This is a genomic window from Thalassospira sp. UBA4513 (assembly GCF_002388495.1).
In the GTDB taxonomy this organism is placed as follows: domain Bacteria; phylum Pseudomonadota; class Alphaproteobacteria; order Rhodospirillales; family Thalassospiraceae; genus Thalassospira; species Thalassospira tepidiphila.
Genome location: NZ_DGMR01000009.1, coordinates 116,550 through 137,480, shown reverse-complemented (window position 1 = coordinate 137,480; position 20,931 = coordinate 116,550). Strand labels below are relative to the sequence as shown.

Sequence of the window (20,931 nt, the reverse complement as noted above, 5' to 3'; positions counted from 1 at the left end):
ATTGGCGGGTGGTTCTGGGGGCCACCCGCCATTCTTCTTTTTGGGCCCTGCTCTGCCCTGCACTTGGCGGGATAGCCCTAAACCCTGCGTGGCAGGGACACGATCACTTCCAGACCTTTTCCCGGCATATTGCGCAATTCAATGCGCCCGTCATGGGCATCAATCACTGTTTTCACGATTGAAAGCCCAAGACCACTGCCCCCGGTGCTGCGCGCCCGCGATCCTTCGACACGATAAAACGGCAGGAATACCTTGTCCTGATGTTCGACCGGGATACCGGGCCCTTCGTCACGGATGGTGACCAAAACCGTATCCGCCGTTGCTTCCAAACTAACATTGGCCCGATGGCCGTATTTCAGGGCATTTTCAATCAGGTTGGTAAAGGCACGCTTTAACGTGCCAGGACGGCAAGACAACCGGATGCTGCGCTTGCCCTCAAAGGAATGGGCATCATCATTGCCGCCGAACACCGTATGGACCGAGCTGAACTGTAAGGGTTGTGGCCCGGCAAAGCTTACGGGGCGGCCAAGATCGGCGTAATCGTCACAGATGGCTTCAAGCACGGAAATGAAGTCAACCGTGCGTTCTTCCTCCTTGGCGATCCAGTCACCAAGGAAATCAAGCGCGTCATTCAGCAGACTGTCCATTTCATCAAGATCGCGCAAAACGGTCTCGCGCAGTTCATCATTTTCAATGAATTCGGCGCGCAGCCTTAACCGCGTGCTGGGCGTGCGCAAATCGTGCGAAATGGCGGCCAGCATCCGGGTGCGATCGCCCAGCATCCGTGAAATACGTTCGCGCAAATCGTTGTAAGCCGCGGCCATTGACCGCGCCTCTGTGGGCCCTCGTTCCTCGACCGGTGGGCCGCTGACATCATCAGCATGGTCAATGATCGCACGTGTCAGGCGCTTGAACGGGCCTGCCAACAAATCGGCAAGCCCGGCAAACACGACAAGAACCGCGCCCACCCCCATCAGGAACATCAGAAAGACCAGCGACGGGGACGAATAATTCGCCCACAACTCGTTATGGTGCACCAGAATGCGCTTGCCCGACGGCATCATGATTTCCACCTGTGCCTCGAGGCCAAGACGCGCGATTTCACGCGACAATTCGGCAAAGAACAGGCTGGGATTTTCGGTGGCCTCGATCGTGGCGCGCTGTTCGGCACTCAAACGACCGCGTTCGAAATGCACCTTGACCGAGGTCGGCCAACCGGTATTGGCCAGTCGGACCGGCATGGCGATGTGCTGTGCGGGTCTGGAAAACAGTAACAAGGTCCCGACATCATCGGATGGCAGGATGCGCATCGTCATGCCATCGCGCGCAGCAATATCGATGATGTTTTCTTCAAATTCGGGGTTTTCGGCGATCCGTACCAGTTCGCGAATGGTAAAGCCCAGCGTATAGGCCCGACCAATGCGTTCGTCCCGCTCGATAACATAATAGGATGCCATGGCACTGAGGGCTGCAATGATCAGCCCGCCCAGCATCATCAAAAGAAAGATACGCCCGCCCAGCGTGCGCGGCTTGTAGCGGCGCATATAGTTGCTGAATTTTGCGAACATATCGGCCATGGGTCGGCCTAAATCGTTTGGGTGTCGGCGCAGAACTGATAGCCGATGCCGCGCACTGTCTTGATCAGTTTCGGGTTCTTGGCGTCTTTTTCGATTTTGCGGCGCAGGCGGCTGATCTGGATATCGATACTGCGATCAAACGGCAGCGAGCTTTGTCCGCGCACAATATCAACAAGCTGCTCACGCGACAGCGCCCGCTTGTTGTTTTTGACCAGAGCCAGAAGCAACGAAAACTCGCCGGTCGACAAATGCACGGCAACATTATCAGCATCGCGTAATTCGCGTGATCCGATATCAAGCGTCCATTCACCGAAAATGATCTTGTGCGCCGGGGCGACTTCGTTATCAGACGGCCCAACCGCCCCCGTTTCAAAGCGCCGGAACACCGCACGGATACGGGCCAGCAATTCACGCGGATTAAACGGCTTGGTCAGGTAATCATCTGCACCAAGTTCAAGGCCAAGAATACGATCGGTATCCTCGCCCACCGCGGTCAGCATGACAATCGGCACCTTGGAGGTCCGTCGAACATCCCGGCACAGCGCAAAGCCGTCCTCGCCCGGCAACATGATATCAAGAATCACCAGATCGATTTTCCAGTCGCGCAGTGCACGATGCATTTCATTGCCGTCGGACACGGTGGTAATGCGAAAACCGTGTTGTAACAGGAACTTCTTCAAAAGCTTCTGGATTTCCTGGTCGTCATCAACGACCAGAATATGTGGTTCACGTCGCGTCGTCAGTGTCCCGAACTCCCCTGATATTCATCGGCCATGTCCCCGACCGCGGCGGGAGTTTAGTCGATATCGCCACCGGTTTGAACCGTTTTCCATCTGGCGTTTAAAAAGGAAAAAGCCGGGCAATGCCCGGCTTCCCCATATCCAGTAATCAGGGCTGTAATCGGGTTACTTCAGGTCATAAACCTTGGTGCTACCAGATACTTCCGATGCCACCACCAGCATTGCGTTGCCGGTCGGGCTGTCCTTGGCATCAACAAACTGCAGGCCTTCGGGGGCCAGTTCACCGGCAGTATCATTTTCCGGATTGCCTGAGAAACGACGATCACTGTGATAGGTGACGAATTGCGGGTTGGTCGGGTTGGTCAGGTCATAGACCATGAAGCCGCCCTGACGTTCCAGCCCGATAAAGGCATAGGGCGTGCCATTGACATAGCCACTTGCAATGCCTTCTGGCTCCGGGCCCTTGTCATCGGAGCGGTTGTCACGGCTGTAGTTTTCAGTATCCGAGGAATTGAAAACATTGGGATAGTTCGCCGCCAGGATCTGCTCAAACGCATCACCACTGTCAAAGACCATTTCACCGTCCGCATCCAGCACCGAGAACGACCGTGCGCCATAGCTATAGATGACATCGAAATCGCCATCACCATCAACGTCGCCCTGCGCGGTTGTGGTCTTCAAACGACCAAGATTTTCATCCTTTTGCAGGGTGCTTGCGGTTGGGAAGGCCACCGGATCAAGCGTCAGTTTGCCAACGCGGGTTTCCTCGCTGTAGCCGTCATAGTCGCGTGAATCGCCTTCGTTGGCGATCAGGACCCATTCCTTGCCATCAATATTGATTGCATCGATGGTGTCAGGCATGAACATGCCCATCACCGGCCAAGTGCGGATATTGATCTTGCCGTCCTTGTCGCTGGCATCAAAGGCATGAACCGAATGATCCTTGAAGCCAAGACCGGCGACGTTTTTGATGGTTGCAGTTTCGATATCGATAATCGCAATCGCGTTGTTTTCCTGCAACGACACATAGGCTGTTTTGCTGTCCTTGGAGACGGCGATATATTCCGGCTCCACATCCTGTGCCACGCTTGAAGCACCCGGATTGGACGTCCGCATGCCATAGGGCAGCTTGCCATCATTCAGGAACTTGAAATCAACCGTGCGGACGTCATCATCGGACAAGTTTTCTGCACCACCGGCCATGGAAATGATCGAAACACTACCTTCCGGATCATTGGTGAATGCGTCATTCGGCTCGCCTTCGTTTGCGACCAGAACATATTTCCCATCCGGGGAGAACTTGATCATGTCGGGCAGTGCGCCCACGGTGACCGCTGAAATAAACCCGCCATCGGTATCAAAGAAAACGGCCTGACCCGGTGCCTGCTTATCGGTATTTTCCACGGCCACGGCGACAACGCCATTTTTGATGGCAACACTGTTGGCACCCTTGCCCCAGGTGGAAAGATCAATCGCATCGATCTTGGTCAGTTCGGACGGATCAGACATATCAAGAATATCGACCACTTTGTCCGCGCCATTGACGACAAAGATGCGCTTTGACACCGGATCAAATGCCGGAATTTCCGCCGCACTTTCATCTAGCATCCCGGTACGATATTCGCCCATCGGCACAATCGTGATCGGATGCGCACCCGCATTCATGACGTCACCCGCCATCTTGGTTTGGTTGGGTGCCGTGCCTGCACAGGCTGTCAGAAGCAACGAAACAGCGGCTGTCGCCATCAATGAAGAACGCATGTTTTCCCCTTGGAATAACCGTAATCAAAGCAGGCAGACTGCGTGTTTGTTGTAACGGTTTCATGACCCGGTCGTGACAGTTTCATAAATTTCTTATCGGTGGGACTGCTCCAATTCCGGTCTGGTTTCGTATCGAAACTATAACTTTAAACAATCCGTCGGGACTTGCCCCGCGACCCAGACAGGAGCCACACATGCCACGGATGTCAAACGTGAATATTGCGATCATTGGTGCCGGAATGGCGGGCCTAAAAGCGGCCAGCACGCTGCACCGCATTGGCATGAACGTAACGGTTTTTGAAAAAAGCCGCGGTCTTGGCGGGCGTCTGGCGTCACGGCGCACCGACTTTGGTCATTTCAATCATGGTGCGCAATATGTGACGGCGCGTGATCCGGGGTTTAATGCGTTTTTGCAAGAAGCAACCGAGTTTAACGCCGCCCAGAACTGGTCGCCCAACCTTCATCGCGGAACGTCCGCCCCCGCACAATCCGGTGCGGCACTTTCACCGATCGCGCGCCATGTCGGCAACCTTGCCGAAGAGCCCTGGTATCAGGGTGCGCCGCAGATGAACAAACTGATCCGCCCCCTGGTCGACACCTTCCCGATCCAGAAGCAACACCGTATTATCGGCATCGAGCCGAACGGCCCGCGCAGTTTTATGCTCCATGATGATCTGGACGGCACATACGGCCCGTTTGATGGTGTGATCGTTACCGCCCCTGCCCCGCAGACCGCCGATCTTTTGCGCCCGCTTGCCCCGCGCTATGCCCCGATTGACGAGGTTGTCATGGCTCCGTGCTGGGCGGTTATGGCCGCCTTTGAAACCCCGCTTCCGACCGGCTTTGACGCGATGCTGTATCCGAGCCCCGAAATCAGCTGGGCCGCGCGCAGCAGCCAGAACGATGACATGTTCCACCGTCGCACACCCGATCCGTGGGTGCTGCATGCCAGCCCGGAATGGTCACGTCAGCACCTTGAAGAAGACAAGGACCGCGTGATTGAAAAGCTGCTGGCTGCCCTTCGTGATGTCAGTGGTGTCAAACTGCCAGAACTTCATTCGGTTCAGGCCCATCGTTGGCGCTATGCGCGGACTGAATTGCCGCTTGGCAAAAGTCACCTTAATGGCATGAATGGCCGGGTGATTGCCGCAGGGGATTGGTGCCTTGGCGCACGGGTCGAGGCGGCTTGGCGCAGTGGCCGAACAGCGGCACATGCCATGGTCGAAGCACTGATCGGATAATCGACAAACTTGATCCGAACGCAGTGTCATGCCGAAAAATGCCAATGGACATCGTCACAGCAAATCAGATTTGCCGCAGAAAACCTGCGTGACATGCGCGCGGCCTTTTAACTGGCGGCGCAAATGGAAGGATTGCTGGGACGAGGTTCAGTATTGCTCTGACCGGTGCCGACGCCAGCGAAAGCAGCCTGCAAAAACCGACATGCAGAACCAAGTGTCATGATGTTTGACCAAAAAGACGAAGATCAGCCAACCTATGCCATCCTGCGCCAGCGCGTGATTGATCTGGCAACAGAGCGCGGGCCAGACAGAACGATATGCCCGTCCGAAGTTGCCAAAACCTTTGGCTCATACTGGCGGGATTTGATGCCGCGCGTGCATCAGGTCGCAGAGCAACTATGTACCGAGCGCAAACTGACATTTGAAAAGGGCGGCATCAGCCATGGCCAAAACCGCCCTTCGGGTCATTATCGATTGCGCATCGTCACCGATGATCAGGACGACTAAGCCAGCTTATGAGCCACGCAATGCATGCAGGCGTTTGATCAGACCGGCGGTCGATGCATCGCGGGCACCGGCATCTTCCTTGCCCTCGACCATCGGAAGCAATTCCTTGGCAAGTTGCTTGCCAAGTTCAACGCCCCACTGGTCATAGGAATTGACGTTCCAGATGATGCCCTGAACAAAGATTTTATGTTCATACATCGCGACCAACCGGCCAAGGGTGAACGGATCAAGCTGCTTATAGAGGATCATGGTGCTGGGCTTGTTGCCATCAAACACCTTTTGCGGTGCCAGCACATCAATCTCGGCCGGTGACAGGTCACTGCCAGAAAGCTCTTCGCGGACTTCGTCCTCGGTCTTGCCGCGCATCAATGCCTCTGACTGTGCAAGGCAGTTCGACACCAGCTTGTCATGATGGTTGGCCAACGGATGCAACGCATTGGCCGCCATAATGAAGTCAACCGGGATCAGCTCCGTGCCCTGATGTATCAGCTGATAAAATGCATGCTGGCCATTGGTGCCCGGTTCGCCCCAGATGATCGGGCCGGTTTCATAGGCAATCGGCTTGCCGTCACGGGTGACTGATTTGCCGTTGCTTTCCATATCGGCCTGCTGCAGATAGGCCGGCAGGCGTGACAGGTGCTGATCATAGGGCAGGATCGCCTGGCTCGATGCGCCCAGCACATTGCGATGCCACACCCCGATCAGACCAAGGATCATTGGAATGTTGGTTTCAATCGGGGCTGTTTTGAAATGGTTGTCCATTGACTGCGCACCGCGCAGCAATTCTTCGAACTTGTCATACCCGACGGCCAGAATGATCGGCAGACCGATTGCCGACCACAGGCTGTAACGTCCACCAACCCAGTCCCAGAAACCGAATGCGTTGTTGGTATCAATGCCAAATGCCGCGACCTTGTCCAGCGCAGTTGAGACGGCAACGAAATGCTTGGCAACGGCGGCTTCGTCTTTCAGCATGCCGACAAGCCAGTCACGCGCCGAATAAGCGTTGGTTAGCGTTTCGTCTGTGGTGAAGGTTTTGGATGCAATGATGAAAAGCGTCGTTTCCGCATCAAGGAATTTCAGCGTATCGACAATATGCGCGCCATCAACGTTCGACACAAAATGGCAGCGAATGCCATCGATGTGATATGGACGCAGCGCCTCGTTGACCATGACCGGGCCAAGGTCGGAGCCCCCAATACCGATATTGACCACATCGGTGATTTTCTTGCCGGTATGCCCCTTCCATTCACCAGAATGGACACGTGCTGCAAAGTCTTTCAGACGGCCAAGCACTTCCTTGACCGCAGGCATGACGTCTTCGCCGTCAACCTCGACCGGGCCGCCATCAAGATTGCGAAGTGCTGTATGCAAGACCGCGCGGTTTTCGGTGACATTGATCCGATCACCTTTAAACATCCGGTCGCGCCAGCCTTCAACATTGGCCGCCTTGGCAAGCTCGACCAGGGCCGCCATCACATCGTCGGTGATCAGGTTTTTGGAGTAATCAACAAACAGGTCATTGAGGGCCGCACTGTATCGTTCAAAGCGCGCAGGATCGTCGGCAAAGGCCTGACGCAGATTGAGTTTTTCGGAAACTTCCGCGCCCAGTTGATCGAGTTTATCCCAGCTTGCGGTCATTTTATCAGCAGACATACCACCCTCGGCCCATTCAAATTTATTCATAACAATGCGGTGCTATCGCCAACAGGCTAACACGCGTTTCAAACCATGTGTGGGACAGTTTGCAGCACGCGGCGGCAAGATTATGGCCGCCGCGTGATTTTTCATTTACGCCTGCGATCTTATCGGTTCGAAAGAAAGTCTTCGACTTCTTTTTCCGTCGGCAATGCGTTGATGGCACCACGTTTGGTTGCCGTGATCGCGCCCACCGCATTGGCAAAGCGGCACGCGGCTGCAAGTTTTTCTTCAGACCCCAGAAGTTCCGGATCCTTCAAAAGGCGCGACAGGAAGCCAGCCGTGCAGCCATCCCCTGCCCCGGTGGCATCGACCGCGGTGATTTCAAAGGACGGTACAAAGCCATCAAAGGCCGGCGTGATGTAACGCGATCCCTTGGGACCGTAGGTCACAATCATCGCGCGCCATTGATCACACCACAGATCCTTGATGCCTTCTTCAAGGTCATCCTTGCCGGAGACAAAGGTGATTTCCTCGTCCGACATCTTGACGACATCGGCCTGACTGATTGCAAGGCGCAGGATTTCACGTGCCTTTTCCGCACTCGGCCACAGCGGCAGGCGCAGGTTCGGGTCACACGAAATGATCGCGCCGTTTTCACGCGCGATCTTGATCGCCTCAAGCGTCGCCGCGCGTGGGTCATCATCAATCATGCAAAGCGTTCCGTAGTGGAACAGATCGGTTGATTTCAGCATGTCCTGATCAAGATCATCAATGCTGAGCAACATGTCGGCTGACGGGCTGCGATAGAATGAAAATTCGCGTTCCCCGTCGGCACGCAGGGAGACGAATGCAAGCCCGGTCAAGGCTTCCTTGGTCAGAACAATGCCCGATGTATCGACATTGTCGGCCTTAAGGGTATCGACCAGAAAATGGCCAAAGGCATCATCGCCGAGTTTACCGATAAAACCGGTTTCAATACCCAGACGCTGCAACCCCACAGCCGCATTGCCCGGTGCGCCCCCGGCCGCCTTGGCAAAGGCCGGCGCATCGGCAAGGCCGGTTCCGGTCACGGTCGGAACAAAATCAATCAGCAGTTCCCCAAGACAAACAGCTTTGGCTGTCATGACGTTTCTCCGTTCGAATTGTCCGCAAATTCGGCGGATCAATAGTATGTGGTCTGTGGGACCCACCGCCTTTTAAATCGATTCAACGCGTCAGACAAATGCTAATCGAACGCGGCGTCGCATTCGCCAGCATATCGGCTTTTCACATTCTTGCGCAAAAGGCTTGGCCCAAAAAGATTAGGACTTCAGTGCGAAAATCGCCCCGGATATAAAGTCGCGAAATCAAAACCAAACCACACTAGCAGACAACAGGGCATTTTCATGAGCACACTCGTCGCACGCAATCTGATGCAAAGTTTTGATCAAATTACCGACTATTGGTCGCCGAAGATCATTGGTGAAGTGAATGACCAATATCTCAAAATTGCAAAAGTAAAAGGCGAACTGGTCTGGCATGCCCATGACGAGGAAGACGAGCTTTTCCATATCGTCAAAGGAAGCCTGATCATCGAGTTCGAAGACCACAAGGTCGAACTGAGCGAAGGTGAATTTCTGACCATCCCCAAAGGGATCATGCACAACCCGATTGCCAAGGAAGAATGCTGGGTCCTGCTGATTGAAAGCAAATCGACCAAACACACTGGCAATGTTGTTACAGAAAAAACCAAAACCCTATCGCAGCAACTGTAACCTCAACGAAGTTGCTGCGACAGAGTGCCTGTGGCGGACGAATTACGTCTTCTGCAGGCCTTTGCCAAAGCCGACTTCACGTTGGCGTTCCAGTTCGGTCATCCAGCGTTCGAACATCGCATCACGCTCAAGCTGAATGGCGTAGTGGCGATGAAGGGCTGCGGTCAGGCGTCCTTCGCGGCCAAGAAGTTCATCGGCAAAGGCGATCATGACCGAGTTCGGCCAGGCAATCGGGCGCATTTCGCGGATGGTGGTAAAGATGCTGTCTTCATCACGGTCCGGCTCGCACTGTGCCATCAGGGTGATCATGGCGGCGGTCGAACGCGACACGCCCATATGACAATGCACCAGCAAATGCCCATCGCGACGATCCGCACGGCTTCCGATCAGGGTTTCGCCGTAAGCAAGGATGGCTTCGACATCGGTCTTGGTCGGGGCCGGACGGCCTTCCTTGTCCTCGATCACGTCATGGAAACGTAAAATAGTGCGTTCATGCGGGTCAAAGTTCGCGAATATGGTCGGATCTTCACGTTCGGGATCAAGGACCGACAGGACGTGGGTCACGCCATGGCTGCGATGGGTCGGCAGTTCGTCAATGCCACAGATGGTCAGGCGCGAAATAGCAATTGGTTTCATTTCCGTATCTCTTGTCTTCTTTTGTTTTTCTGAGTGTGGACCCTATCCGAGCACAGGAAAATGAAAAAACAAGGGCCAGTATCATGAAATAATACCGGCCCTCTAATTTTTTGATCTGAAACGTCAGATTACTTTGCGCGGTTAACCGCATGAATGTTCAGCATTTCCCACGCCATGGTCGCACCGGCGAGCGCTGTGATGTCCGAAACATCATAGGGCGGGGAAACTTCGACCACGTCACTGCCGATCAGGTTCACATGCCCCGCAAGACCGCGCAGGATCGACACGGCCTGATGGCTGGTCAAACCGCCCAGAACCGGCGTACCAGTGCCCGGCGCATAGCATGGATCCAGCCCATCAATGTCAAAGGTGATGTAGGCCGGGTTATTGCCAACCGTGGCCTTGATCTTTTCGACAATGGCATCAATCGACATCGACTGAACATCCGGGCCATAAAGGATATTGAACCCGTGGGTCGATTCATTGTGGGTGCGAATGCCGACCTGAATGGATTTTGACGGATTGACGATGCGCTTTTGGGCCGCGTGCCAGAACATGGTGCCGTGATCAATGCGATCACCGTCATCTTCCCAGGTATCGGAATGGGCATCAAACTGGATCAGCGAAATGCCATCACCGTACTTTTCGGCGTGTGCTTTCAGGATCGGATAGGTGATGAAGTGATCGCCACCGATTGTGAGCATCTTGGCACCGGACTGAACGATGTCACGTGCGTGATCTTCGATCATTTCCGGAAGCTTTTCCGGATGGCCCGGATCAATGACCATGTCGCCATAGTCAATCACCGCCATCTCGGCAAAGATATCACGGCCAGACGGGAAATGCGGTGCCCATGCAAGGTTGGTCGATGCACGACGCACCCCCTGCGGGCCCAGACGCGTGCCCGGTCGGCTTGATGTTGCAAGATCATAAGGAATACCGGTCACAGCAACATCAATCCCATTGAGATCGCGCGAATATCGGCGGCGCATGAAGGACAGCGCACCGGAATACATCGGCTCGCTGGTGTTCTGATGCACAGATTTTGCCGTAAAGGCGTTATCACCGCCCTTGGTGTCAATGACCCCGGTGCTGCTCATTTTTAAACCCTTCTCACTTCCCGTATCAAACCCGGACCATCTGCCTGCCAGCGGTCGACGGAGCTCTTACGCGTCGCCCAGTGCAATCCAGGTCGACTTGATTTCACAATATTTGTCCAGCGCATGCAGCGAACGGTCGCGACCGGTACCGGACTGTTTGTAACCACCAAACGGCATGGTGATTGATCCACCGTCCCAGCAATTGACCCATACAAGACCCGAACGCAGTTTCTTTGCGGTCATGTGTGCCTTGTTGATGTCGCGCGTCCAGACTGCTGCTGCCAGACCATATGGCGTATCATTTGCGGTCTGAACAGCCTCTTTCCAGTCCTTGACCGAAATAACCGACAGAACCGGGCCAAAGATTTCTTCTTTGGCAATCGTCATGTCGTTCTTGATGCCGTCAAACACGGTCGGTTCGACATAATACCCACCAGATTCGGTGCGAACCCGTTTACCACCGGTGCGAAGGACCCCGCCCTCGCTGGATCCTTTTTCGATATAGCCTAGAACACGGTTCATCTGGCTTTCATCGACAATCGCGCCCATCTGGCTTTGCGGATCAAGCGGATCACCCGGTTGCATTTTTGCACCCGCGGCGACCACTTTTTCAATGAACTCGTCTTTGATGCTTTCTTCGACAATCAGGCGCGAACCAGCCGTGCAGACCTCGCCCTGATTATAGAAGATACCGCCCGCTGCCGCCGCGGCAGCCGCATCCATGTCCGGGCAATCGGCCAGAACGATGTTCGGGCTTTTGCCGCCGCATTCCAGCCAGACACGTTTCATGTTCGACTGACCGGAATACTGCAAGAACAGCTTGCCGACTTCACCAGACCCGGTAAAGGTCACGCAATCAACATCTTCATGCAGGCCAAGCGCCTTGCCTGCCGTTGGGCCAAAGCCCGGAACGACGTTCAGAACACCTTCGGGAATACCGGCCTCAACCGCGATTTCGGCGACACGGAGTGCGGTCAGTGGTGACTGCTCAGCTGGTTTGAGGATGATCGAGTTCCCCATCGCCAGGGCCGGGCCAAGCTTCCAGACCGCCATCATCAGCGGGAAGTTCCACGGCACAACGGCGGCAACCACACCCAGCGGTTCACGGGTGATCATGCCGATTTCATTGGTGCCCGACGGGGAGATTTCGTCATAGATCTTGTCAATCGCCTCGGCGTACCAGCGGATGCACTTATAGGACAGCGGAATGTCATCACGCGCCGCAAGCGTGATCGGCTTGCCCATATCGAGGCTTTCGAGAAGTGCCAGTTCGGCGGCGTTCTTTTCAAGCAGATCGGCGAAATGCAGCATGATCGCCTTGCGTTTCGCAGGGGCGGCTTCCGACCAACTGCCTTTTTCAAACACCGCACGCGCCGATGCCGCCGCACGATTGACGTCTTCGACATCGCATTCGGCAACCTTGGTCAGCACCGACCCGTCACGCGGGCTGATGCAATCAAATGTCTTGCCGGATGCCGCATCGACATAGGCCCCGTTGATGAACGCCTTGTTGCGAATATCAAGGGCGGCGGCCTGCGCGGTCAGTTGTTCAAAATTCATCGGATTGGTCATCGCAAGTCTCCTGACGGATGGCGCGTTTGGATTTTTCAAAGTTGATCGTGGCACGTGGCATCTTGATAGGCACTGTGGCAGCACGATCTGTCATCAATATGACGGTGGCGTCGCCGCACTGACGACTTCACATTCCCCGTCACCCACATTTCGAAAACGATGTGGAATTTCCGCATTGAAGTAATAGGCATCACCGGGGCCAAGCACCTTGACCCGTTCGCCCACCGTGACTTCAAGCTTGCCACGCACGACAACACCGGCTTCCTCGCCCTTCTGGACAATCAGGTTGTTACCGGTATCCCCGCCCGCAGGGTATGTTTCATGTAGCACGCGCAAATTACGGTCCTTGCGCGATGCCCCGACAAGACGCATCGACATCGTCCCGTCAGACAGTTCGACAAGGTCTTCTTTCCTGAAAAAGATTTCTTCACCGGTATCAAGGTCGATTGTGAAGAAATCAATCAGGCTCATGGGAATGCCAGCCAGAACCTTGGCCAGGCTATCAACAGACGGGCTGACCCGGTTCTGTTCAATTGTCGAGATCGTGCTGTTGGTCACACCGGCCCGGCGGGCCAGTTCACGCTGCGACAGCCCGTACATGCTGCGCACCGCCTTCAGACGATCCCCTACCTTTTGCGACATTCCCGTCTTTTCCCTGTCAAACTTTATTGTTGTTTTATCTGGTCATACCGCGTCGAGATACCAGCGATATTCAAGCTGGGTGACTTCGGCAAAGAACTCGTCATATTCGGCACGACGGCAGATATCGAACACCTCGACAAAACGTTCGCCAAGGTATTCCTTGACGATGTCACCTTCGACAAAGCGATCGAGGGCCGAAATCATGCTGCGCGGAACAATGCGTCCGCCATGCTGTTCATAGCCGTTGCCAACTGTGGGCTCGCCCGGATCAAGTTTGTTCTTCATGCCGTGATGCATGCCCGCCAAAACACACGCCAGAACCAGATACGGGTTGGCATCGGCACCCGACACGCGGTGTTCGACACGGGCGGCCTTCGGGCTGCCAGCCGGAATACGAAGGGCGACAGTACGGTTGTTCAAACCCCAGTTCGGCGACATCGGCGCATAGGCCTTGTTCTGGAACCGGCGGAAGGAATTCGGGTTGGGTGCAAAGATCGCCATGCTTTCAAACATGCTTTCCTGCAGGCCACCAATCGCAAAGCGCAGATTGTCCGACACTTCCTCGTCACCCACCGGCGACAGAACGTTATTGTCATCCTTGTCGCGCAGCGACACATGAACATGCAGGCCATTGCCCGCCTGATCGGAATACGGTTTTGCCATGAAGGTCGCAGTCACGCCGTGATCCCAGGCAATCCCCTTAACCACGCGTTTAAGCTGCATGGCGTGATCTGCCGCCATCATCGGATCGGTCACGTGACCAAGATTGATTTCAAACTGCCCCGGGCCTGCTTCGGCAACGATGGTGTCGGCCGGGATGCCCTGACGGTTCAGTTCAGCAACCGCATCATGCAGGACTTTTTCAAAATCCTCGATCTGTTGCAGGCCATAAACCTGCACGCCATCAGACGCAATTCCACCACCAAGCGGCTGCGGCGGCAGTGGTGCGGCGGTTTCCTGGTTCTGATCGGCAAGATAGAATTCAAGTTCAAGTGCTACGGTCGGATAAAAACCATCGGCCGCCATGCGATCAACGACGCCCTGCAACACATTGCGCGGATCAGCAAAAAACTTGGTGCCGTCAAGGTTATACAGGCTCATCATCACCTGTGCGAGCGGCAGCTCGCCATAAGGCACACGGCAAAGGGTGCCCGGGATCGGTTTTGCCAGATTGTCCTGATCACCGCTCGACCAAAGAAGGCCTGTGCCTTCGGGGTTGTCACCCGTGATATCAACCAGGCACATCGAGCCCGGCAGCGTTACACCTTCGCTAAAGCTTTTAAGGAATTTCTGTTTGCTGATTCGCTTGCCGCGAAACACGCCGTTAATGTCGGGAATGAGCAACTCAACAAGTTCGACATCCGGATTTTCTTCAAAGAATCGTTGGGCTTCCGCCCTACTGTCTTCGACGAACGACTTGTTCATCGTCATATACTCCCAGAGAAGGCCTGTTATTAAACTGTAACGCATCGTGCCGCGCCGGATAGCCCCGGTCAAGCCCCTTCGTTCGATATATCGTGCAAATCATGCAATGCACAATTTTCTGGCGCGACAGGATGGTTCAGCAGCACAGACCACTCACATCGACCGCCAGGTAACAAAAACTGACCTTGAATTCCTCAAAAAGATTGTCGAAAAATCCTCTTGCAAAGGTGTTCGAAAAAACGAACACTAAGGTCAGATGTTCAACATATCGCACGAAAGCAGAGCAGCGCCGCTGTCAGGAGACGTTATGAATAATTTCGACAAAACCGCCTATTGGCAGGATATTGATCAGGCTCACCACATTCACCCGTTCACCGATACGGCGGACCTGAACAATCGTGGCACCCGCGTTATCACACGTGCCGAAGGCGTCTTTATCGAAGATTCCAACGGCAAACGCTATCTTGATGGCATGGCGGGCCTGTGGTGTGTCAATGTCGGCTACGGTCGCAAGGAACTTGCCGAAGCCGCCTACAAGCAGATGCTTGAACTGCCCTATTACAACAACTTCTTCCAGTGCGCGAACACCCCGGCGATCGAGCTTTCCAAAGTTCTTGCCGAAATCACGCCAGAAGGCCTGAACCACGTTTTCTACGCCAATTCCGGCTCGGAAGCGAACGACACGGTTGTCCGTATGGTGCACCAGTACTGGAACCTTAAGGGCAAACCGGAACGGACCACCATCATCAGCCGCAAGAACGCCTATCACGGCTCCACCGTTGCCGGTGCGTCGCTTGGCGGGATGTCGGGCATGCATTCGCAGGGCGGTGCGCTGGTGCGCGATATCGTTCATATCGACCAGCCATACTGGTACGGCGAAGGCGGCGATCACACCCCCGAGGAATTCGGCCTGATTGCAGCCCGCAAGCTTGAAGAAAAGATCAAGGAACTTGGTGCAGACCGCGTTGGTGCCTTTATCGGTGAACCGATCCAGGGTGCGGGTGGCGTGATCATTCCGCCGTCAACCTACTGGCCGGAAATTCAGCGTATCTGCAAAAAATACGACATCCTTCTGATTGCTGACGAAGTTATTTGCGGCTTTGGCCGAACCGGTGAATGGTTTGGCTCTGACACCTTTGGCATCAAGCCGGACCTCATGCCGATGGCAAAGGGCATGTCTTCGGGTTATTTGCCGATCTCGGCGGTTATGGTTGGCGATCGGGTTGCCGATGTGCTGATCAATGAATGCGGTGAATTCACCCACGGCTTCACCTATTCCGGTCATCCGGCATGTGCGGCGGTCGCACTTGAAAACATTCGTATCCTGCGCGAAGAAAAGATGGTCGAACGCGTCAAGGACGATATCGGCCCGTATTTCGCCAAGGCACTGAAAACCCTTGAAGACCATCCGCTGGTCGGTGCGGTTGAAACCGTCGGTCTGATTGCCGGTATGCCGCTGGTTGATGACAAGAAAACCCGCAAGATGTTCGACAAGCCGGGTACCGTTGGCACCATGTGCCGCGATGCCTGCGTTGCCAATGGCGTGATCATGCGTGCCTGTGGTGATCGCATGGTTCTGTCGCCGCCGCTTTGCATTACCAAGGAAGAAATCGACGAGCTGGTCAAACGGGCGCGTGCCGCCTTTGACGAGACCGCGAAGAAACTTGGCAAAATGTAATCCGGTTTCGATTACAGTAACTTATACAAATACCCGGCATGAGTTATCATTGCCGGGTATTTTGATTAAACAGATAACAAACCGCCCATCAAAGCCTGCCCCACAGGCACACCCTATCCCAACGCCCAAAAGAGCCCACCATGCTAAAACGTATCTATCAACCCGCCGCCTATCGCACCGACACCCTGCCTGACAGTTATTGGGTCGAAAGTGCATCGCCACTTCCTGCCTGTGAAACCCTGCCCAAAGAAGGTCATCTTAAAACCGATATCGCCATCATCGGTGGCGGTTATTGCGGCCTGTCGACGGCGCTGGAACTGGCAAAGAACGGCGCCAGTGTTGCGGTGTTTGATGCCGGTCGGTCCGGTTGGGGCGCATCGGGGCGCAATGGTGGTTTTTGCTGCATGGGTGGCAGTGGCAAGGGATTTGGCCAACTGGCAAAGAGTTTTGGCGAAGACGCGGTCAAACAGTTTGCCCGTCATCAACGCGATGCCATTGATCTGGTGGATCAACGCCTGAATGACTGGGACATTGATGCGGATCGTCATTCTGACGGCGAAGTCGTGCTTGCGCATAAGCCCAACCGCGTCGCCGAACTGGCCCATGAGGCACAGGAACTATCCCATTTCACAACCATCCCGACAGAACTGCTAAGCCGCGACGCATTGAAGGAACGCGGTCTTTGTGCGGCGGAAACGTATGGCGGTTTGCATGTTCAGGCCGGGTTTGGCATCAACCCGATGAAGTATCTTTCCGGCTTGCATGAACAATGCGTTCGTGCGGGTGTTCGGATATTCGAACAGGCAACCATCGAACGGTTTGAAGAAGATGGCGATATCTATCGCCTCTATGCTGGCAACACCCAAATCACGGCGGCAAAGATCGTCATCGCCACCAACGGATATAGTGCGGAAAACCTGCCCGACTGGATTGGCGGGCGCTTGATGCCGGTCTTTTCGGGTATTCTGATTACCCGTCCGCTTCGCGCGGATGAGCTGGAAAATCAAGGCTGGACCAGTGACCTGATGGCTTTTGACAGCCGCATCCTGCTGCATTATTTCCGCAAGCTACCGGATAATCGTTTTCTGTTTGGTGGACGCGGCGGGATTACCGCAACGCCCAAGGCCTTTGCCGCAGGCAAACAGGATCTGCTCGATAATTTCAAACGCATGTTCCCGGCCTGGCAGGATGTTGCCTTTACCCATCACTGGAACGGGCTTGCCTGCCTGTCGCAAAGCTGGCGGCCTTATATCGGGCGGGTTCCGGGTCATCACGATGTCTGGACCGCCCTTGCCTGGCATGGCAACGGGGTGGCAATGGCAAGTCTGGGTGGCAAGCTTTTGGCAGAACGGATGCTGGGCATCTGCGATGAGGAGGATCTGGGTGCTGTCTTGACGACACCGATGGATAAATTCCCGATGGCGTCATTGCGGCGTATGGCGCGTTCTATCGGCTATCGCTATTACGGCCTGCATGATCGGTTTGCCTGATCGATAATGCCATAGCAGGTGATCTGTTTGCGTTCGGACATAAAGTGACATATGTCATGTTCGAAAATCGCTTCGTCGTTTAAAGCGGTTCCAGTTGATGCGTAAAACAGGCCCCTTACCATGTCCGAAAAACAGCCAACCCTTGCCGAAATCAAGGAACGTCGCGAAATTGCCACGCGGCGTATCAAGGAAGATACCGGCATTGATACGGACATGATCAAGAACATCGTGCATGGCTTTTACGCCAAGGTGCGCGATGACGACCTGCTGGGTCCGGTGTTTGAAGAAAAGGTCGATAACTGGGACCATCATCTTGATCGCATGGTGATGTTCTGGTCCTCGGTCGCGCTGGCGACTGGCAACTATGACGGGCGCCCGATGCAAAAGCACTTGCCCCTTAAAATCACCCGCCATCATTTTGACCGCTGGCTGCAACTCTTTGCCCAAACCCTTTCGGAATATTGCGAAGAACCCGCCGCCCGACATTTCATGGAACGGGCCCTTCGCATCGCTTCAAGCTTTGAAGTCGGCATTGCCGCCCATAATGGCGTGATCCTGTCCAAGGGCGAACGCTATGACCCGGTATCAAGTTGGGAACCAAACTGATCCTGAAACGTTAGGCAATCAGATACACATAACCACGCCCGCTGAAAAACCGGGGGTTTGCTTTTTGTCGGCTAAGTTGACAAATTTAAATGATTACGATTTCATATGGTTATGAAGAATGCTGGAAGACTAGAAAAAAATAGCTCTGTTCGTGACGTCCATTGGACGCGCCGCAACGCGGCATCCGGCATTCTGACAATTGGATACATCTGGCCTGGAACACCCGCCCCAAAACGGTCGGGTGTGGTTCAGTGCGTTACCGCACCTGAACTGCCCGGTTCACCGATGGTCTTTAAGTCCGATTGCAAAGTAGATTTACGAAGCGACCTGAGACGACGAAACGGAGAGCCTGGACATGTGGTCGGTGATCACTCTTATTGTCATTTTACTGGTGGGTGCCATCGCCTACACCATCTATGGCCAACGCCATCACCTCGCCCCCAGCAAGGGCAAAAAGATCAATCTCGCAGAGCGGCCCAATAGCGCCCTTCTGATCGTTGACGTCCAGGAAGATTTCACCAGTTCGGACGGCAAGCATGCCTATCCGGCCGACATGGTCGATAAACTGATCTCTGCAATCAACAAACTGGTTGAAGCCGCAAACGCCAATGGAACGCCGGTGATCTCGATCCGCCAGACATTCCGCGGTTGGTACATCAACTTTCTCGTAAAGCTCCTGAATGAAGGTCGCGGCAGTCCCAAGTCCAAGGGCCTTGATCTTGATGAACGGATCAATGGCGATATCGACCATGATATCGTCAAGGCGCGCGCGGATGGCTTCAGCGAACCTGAACTTGACCGCGTTCTGGATCGTCAGAAAGTCGGCAAACTGATCATTGTCGGTCTGGACGGCGATTTCTGCGTCAAGGCAACCATGCAGGCAGCCCTTAACCGCGGGTATGACGTCTCTTTCAGCGACGCGACCACTTTGGCTTTGAACCCTAAAAAATGGGAACGCACCAAGGCACTTCTGACCGCACGCGGCGCATCCGATAATATGGACCAAGACACACAGGTCGTTAAGACCGATACAACGGATGCAGATCCATCTGGCGCCCGCACCCCTGACAGTACGCCCGATACGGGCAACCAGAATACCACGGTGCCCGACACCGGTGATCAGGACACCAGTGCCCGGAACAAAAAAGACAAAGATGAAGGACGCAAAATGGCTTAGCGCCTTTCAAAGCGCTAAGCACCTCACGTCACATCAGATCAAAGCTTGTCTCGGATCGAATACCACAGCATCGCGGCCACCAGCATCGGGAAGCGCAACATCTTCCCGCCCGGGAACACCGGAGTTTTGATATTGGCCATCACGTCAAACCGTTCCATGGTGCCGGAAACGGCGTCGGCCATGATCTGTCCGGCAAGGGTTGCCATCGCAACCCCATGCCCGGAATAGCCCGACGCGGTAAAGACGTTATCTTCGATCTTCTCAAAAAACGGCATACGGTTCATCGTGATCGCCAGCGTCCCACCCCAGCCATAATCAATCTTGACGTCTTTCAGCTGCGGATAGACTTCCAGCATATGCGGCGACACGAACGCCTTGATGTCACGCGGGAAATTATAGCCATAGGTTTCCCCGCCACCAAACAGCATGCGTTTATCCGCACTCAGCCGGTAGTAATTGATCACGAATTTTGAGTCCGCGACCGCGACATCATCGCGGATCAGTTCGCGCGCCAGATCATCGCCAAGCGGCTCGGTGGCAATGACGAAATTGTTGATCGGCATGACCCGCTTTGCCACCCGATCATCCAATGCATCAAGATACCCGTTGCAGCCAAGGATAAGCTTGTTAGCGCTAACAACGCCGCCATCCTTGGTTTTTACCGTGACCTTGCCCGCCTGATTTTCATATGACGTGACAACCGCGCCCTCGAAAATGCGTGCACCGGCGTTGCGTGCTGCATCGGCCAGACCAAGGGCGAAGTTCAGCGGATGCAAATGCCCCGCCCCTGTATCAAGCGACCCGCCATGATAAAATTCGGTGCCCAGCATCGCGCGCATTTCATCGCGATCAACAAACCGGATATCCTCATAGCCATATTCGGCCTGAAGCTTTTCGGCGTAGGCATGGGAATGTTCGACAAAGCGTGCACGGTGATCGGCATGCAAAATGCCCGGCTTCCAGTCGCACTGGATATTATGCTTGGCGATCAGGGCCTTGACGACATCCTTTGACTCTTCGGCGATACCCCAAAGCTTATGCGCATCGTCGCGCCCGACCATCTGCTCAAGTTCATCCTGTTCACGCCGCTGGCCGGACCCGACCTGCCCGCCATTACGCCCCGACGCGCCCCAGCCGACCCGGTGAGCTTCAAGCAGGATCACGTCATAGCCGCGCTCTGCCAGATGCAATGCGGATGACAGCCCGGTAAAGCCGCCACCAATGATGACAATGTCGCAGGTCTGATCCCCTTCAAGCTTGGCGAAGGGTGCGGTCGCATTCGCCGTCGCGGCGTAATAGGAATCAGGATATTGGCCTGCCTGGTCATTGGCGGTCAGCAAGTTCGGGGTGAACATGAGGAACCCTCATATTTGTAAATGGATGT

19 protein-coding genes are annotated in these 20,931 nt (G+C 54.8%); 8 read left to right on the top strand and 11 right to left on the bottom strand.

Annotated features, from left to right (window positions below; genetic code table 11):
• Positions 1-77: 77 nt before the first annotated feature.
• From B2T33_RS03880 to B2T33_RS03870, 3 genes are all read right to left on the bottom strand, one after another.
• Complete coding sequence (locus tag B2T33_RS03880) at positions 78-1,577, bottom strand: sensor histidine kinase (protein ID WP_286791201.1); 1,500 nt, start codon at positions 1,575-1,577, stop codon at positions 78-80.
• Positions 1,578-1,585: 8 nt separating this feature from the next.
• Positions 1,586-2,320, bottom strand: a complete 735-nt coding sequence (locus tag B2T33_RS03875) for a response regulator (protein ID WP_063086944.1) — start codon at positions 2,318-2,320, stop codon at positions 1,586-1,588.
• A gap of 162 nt (positions 2,321-2,482) precedes the next feature.
• Positions 2,483-4,078: a choice-of-anchor I family protein gene (locus B2T33_RS03870; protein WP_252724108.1), complete on the bottom strand. Its 1,596-nt coding sequence runs from the start codon at positions 4,076-4,078 to the stop codon at positions 2,483-2,485.
• A 194-nt stretch (positions 4,079-4,272) separates the two neighbouring features.
• Between B2T33_RS03870 and B2T33_RS03865 the strand changes: the two genes are divergently transcribed.
• From B2T33_RS03865 to B2T33_RS03855, 3 genes are read left to right on the top strand one after another with little or no spacing between them, the layout of a single operon-like run.
• Entirely contained in the window at positions 4,273-5,319 is a 1,047-nt protein-coding gene (locus B2T33_RS03865; protein WP_197147378.1) for an NAD(P)/FAD-dependent oxidoreductase, read from the top strand.
• Between the two features lie 28 nt (positions 5,320-5,347).
• A complete protein-coding gene (locus B2T33_RS03860; protein WP_197147377.1) occupies positions 5,348-5,542 on the top strand; it encodes a DUF2256 domain-containing protein in 195 nt (64 codons plus the stop codon).
• Positions 5,539-5,826 carry a DUF3253 domain-containing protein gene (locus tag B2T33_RS03855; RefSeq protein ID WP_286791200.1) on the top strand — a complete coding sequence of 96 codons (288 nt, stop codon included), beginning with the start codon at positions 5,539-5,541 and terminating at the stop codon, positions 5,824-5,826. The genes B2T33_RS03860 and B2T33_RS03855 overlap by 4 nt, the downstream gene beginning before the upstream one ends.
• Positions 5,827-5,832: 6 nt before the next feature.
• Here B2T33_RS03855 and pgi read toward each other — a convergent pair whose 3' ends face one another.
• Positions 5,833-7,482 (bottom strand): glucose-6-phosphate isomerase, encoded by a 1,650-nt coding sequence (gene pgi / locus B2T33_RS03850; protein ID WP_286791199.1) that lies wholly within the window; start codon positions 7,480-7,482, stop codon positions 5,833-5,835.
• A gap of 149 nt (positions 7,483-7,631) precedes the next feature.
• Positions 7,632-8,591 (bottom strand): PfkB family carbohydrate kinase, encoded by a 960-nt coding sequence (locus tag B2T33_RS03845; RefSeq protein ID WP_286791198.1) that lies wholly within the window; start codon positions 8,589-8,591, stop codon positions 7,632-7,634.
• Positions 8,592-8,852: 261 nt separating this feature from the next.
• Here B2T33_RS03845 and B2T33_RS03840 point away from each other — a divergent pair, with 261 nt between their 5' ends.
• Entirely contained in the window at positions 8,853-9,221 is a 369-nt protein-coding gene (locus B2T33_RS03840; RefSeq protein WP_286791197.1) for a cupin domain-containing protein, read from the top strand.
• Between the two features lie 42 nt (positions 9,222-9,263).
• Here the strand turns inward: B2T33_RS03840 and B2T33_RS03835 are convergent, their stop codons facing one another.
• The 5 genes from B2T33_RS03835 to B2T33_RS03815 all read right to left on the bottom strand — a co-directional run bounded on the left by B2T33_RS03835 (position 9,264) and on the right by B2T33_RS03815 (position 14,596).
• Positions 9,264-9,857 carry a tyrosine phosphatase family protein gene (locus B2T33_RS03835; RefSeq protein WP_286791196.1) on the bottom strand — a complete coding sequence of 198 codons (594 nt, stop codon included), beginning with the start codon at positions 9,855-9,857 and terminating at the stop codon, positions 9,264-9,266.
• Between the two features lie 128 nt (positions 9,858-9,985).
• On the bottom strand, positions 9,986-10,957 hold the full coding sequence (speB, locus tag B2T33_RS03830) for an agmatinase (protein WP_286791195.1): 972 nt from the start codon (positions 10,955-10,957) through the stop codon (positions 9,986-9,988).
• A gap of 66 nt (positions 10,958-11,023) precedes the next feature.
• The gene (locus tag B2T33_RS03825; RefSeq protein ID WP_286791193.1) at positions 11,024-12,529 is read right to left on the bottom strand and encodes an aldehyde dehydrogenase; all 1,506 of its coding nucleotides are present in this window, start codon (positions 12,527-12,529) and stop codon (positions 11,024-11,026) included.
• Between the two features lie 93 nt (positions 12,530-12,622).
• Positions 12,623-13,171, bottom strand: coding sequence for a cupin domain-containing protein (locus B2T33_RS03820; protein WP_008891846.1), 549 nt, complete (start codon positions 13,169-13,171; stop codon positions 12,623-12,625).
• A 42-nt stretch (positions 13,172-13,213) separates the two neighbouring features.
• Positions 13,214-14,596 (bottom strand): glutamine synthetase family protein, encoded by a 1,383-nt coding sequence (locus B2T33_RS03815; protein WP_008891847.1) that lies wholly within the window; start codon positions 14,594-14,596, stop codon positions 13,214-13,216.
• Between the two features lie 307 nt (positions 14,597-14,903).
• Between B2T33_RS03815 and B2T33_RS03810 the strand changes: the two genes are divergently transcribed.
• The 4 genes from B2T33_RS03810 to B2T33_RS03795 all read left to right on the top strand — a co-directional run bounded on the left by B2T33_RS03810 (position 14,904) and on the right by B2T33_RS03795 (position 19,547).
• On the top strand, positions 14,904-16,274 hold the full coding sequence (locus B2T33_RS03810) for an aspartate aminotransferase family protein (protein ID WP_286791190.1): 1,371 nt from the start codon (positions 14,904-14,906) through the stop codon (positions 16,272-16,274).
• Positions 16,275-16,414: 140 nt separating this feature from the next.
• Positions 16,415-17,764, top strand: a complete 1,350-nt coding sequence (locus B2T33_RS03805) for an NAD(P)/FAD-dependent oxidoreductase (protein ID WP_286791188.1) — start codon at positions 16,415-16,417, stop codon at positions 17,762-17,764.
• A 120-nt stretch (positions 17,765-17,884) separates the two neighbouring features.
• Positions 17,885-18,370 (top strand): group III truncated hemoglobin, encoded by a 486-nt coding sequence (locus B2T33_RS03800; RefSeq protein ID WP_286791187.1) that lies wholly within the window; start codon positions 17,885-17,887, stop codon positions 18,368-18,370.
• A gap of 355 nt (positions 18,371-18,725) precedes the next feature.
• The gene (locus B2T33_RS03795) at positions 18,726-19,547 is read left to right on the top strand and encodes a cysteine hydrolase family protein (RefSeq protein ID WP_008891851.1); all 822 of its coding nucleotides are present in this window, start codon (positions 18,726-18,728) and stop codon (positions 19,545-19,547) included.
• Positions 19,548-19,585: 38 nt separating this feature from the next.
• On the opposite strand, the gene B2T33_RS03790 is transcribed toward B2T33_RS03795, so the two are convergent.
• On the bottom strand, positions 19,586-20,902 hold the full coding sequence (locus B2T33_RS03790; RefSeq protein ID WP_286791186.1) for an NAD(P)/FAD-dependent oxidoreductase: 1,317 nt from the start codon (positions 20,900-20,902) through the stop codon (positions 19,586-19,588).
• Positions 20,903-20,931: the final 29 nt, after the last annotated feature.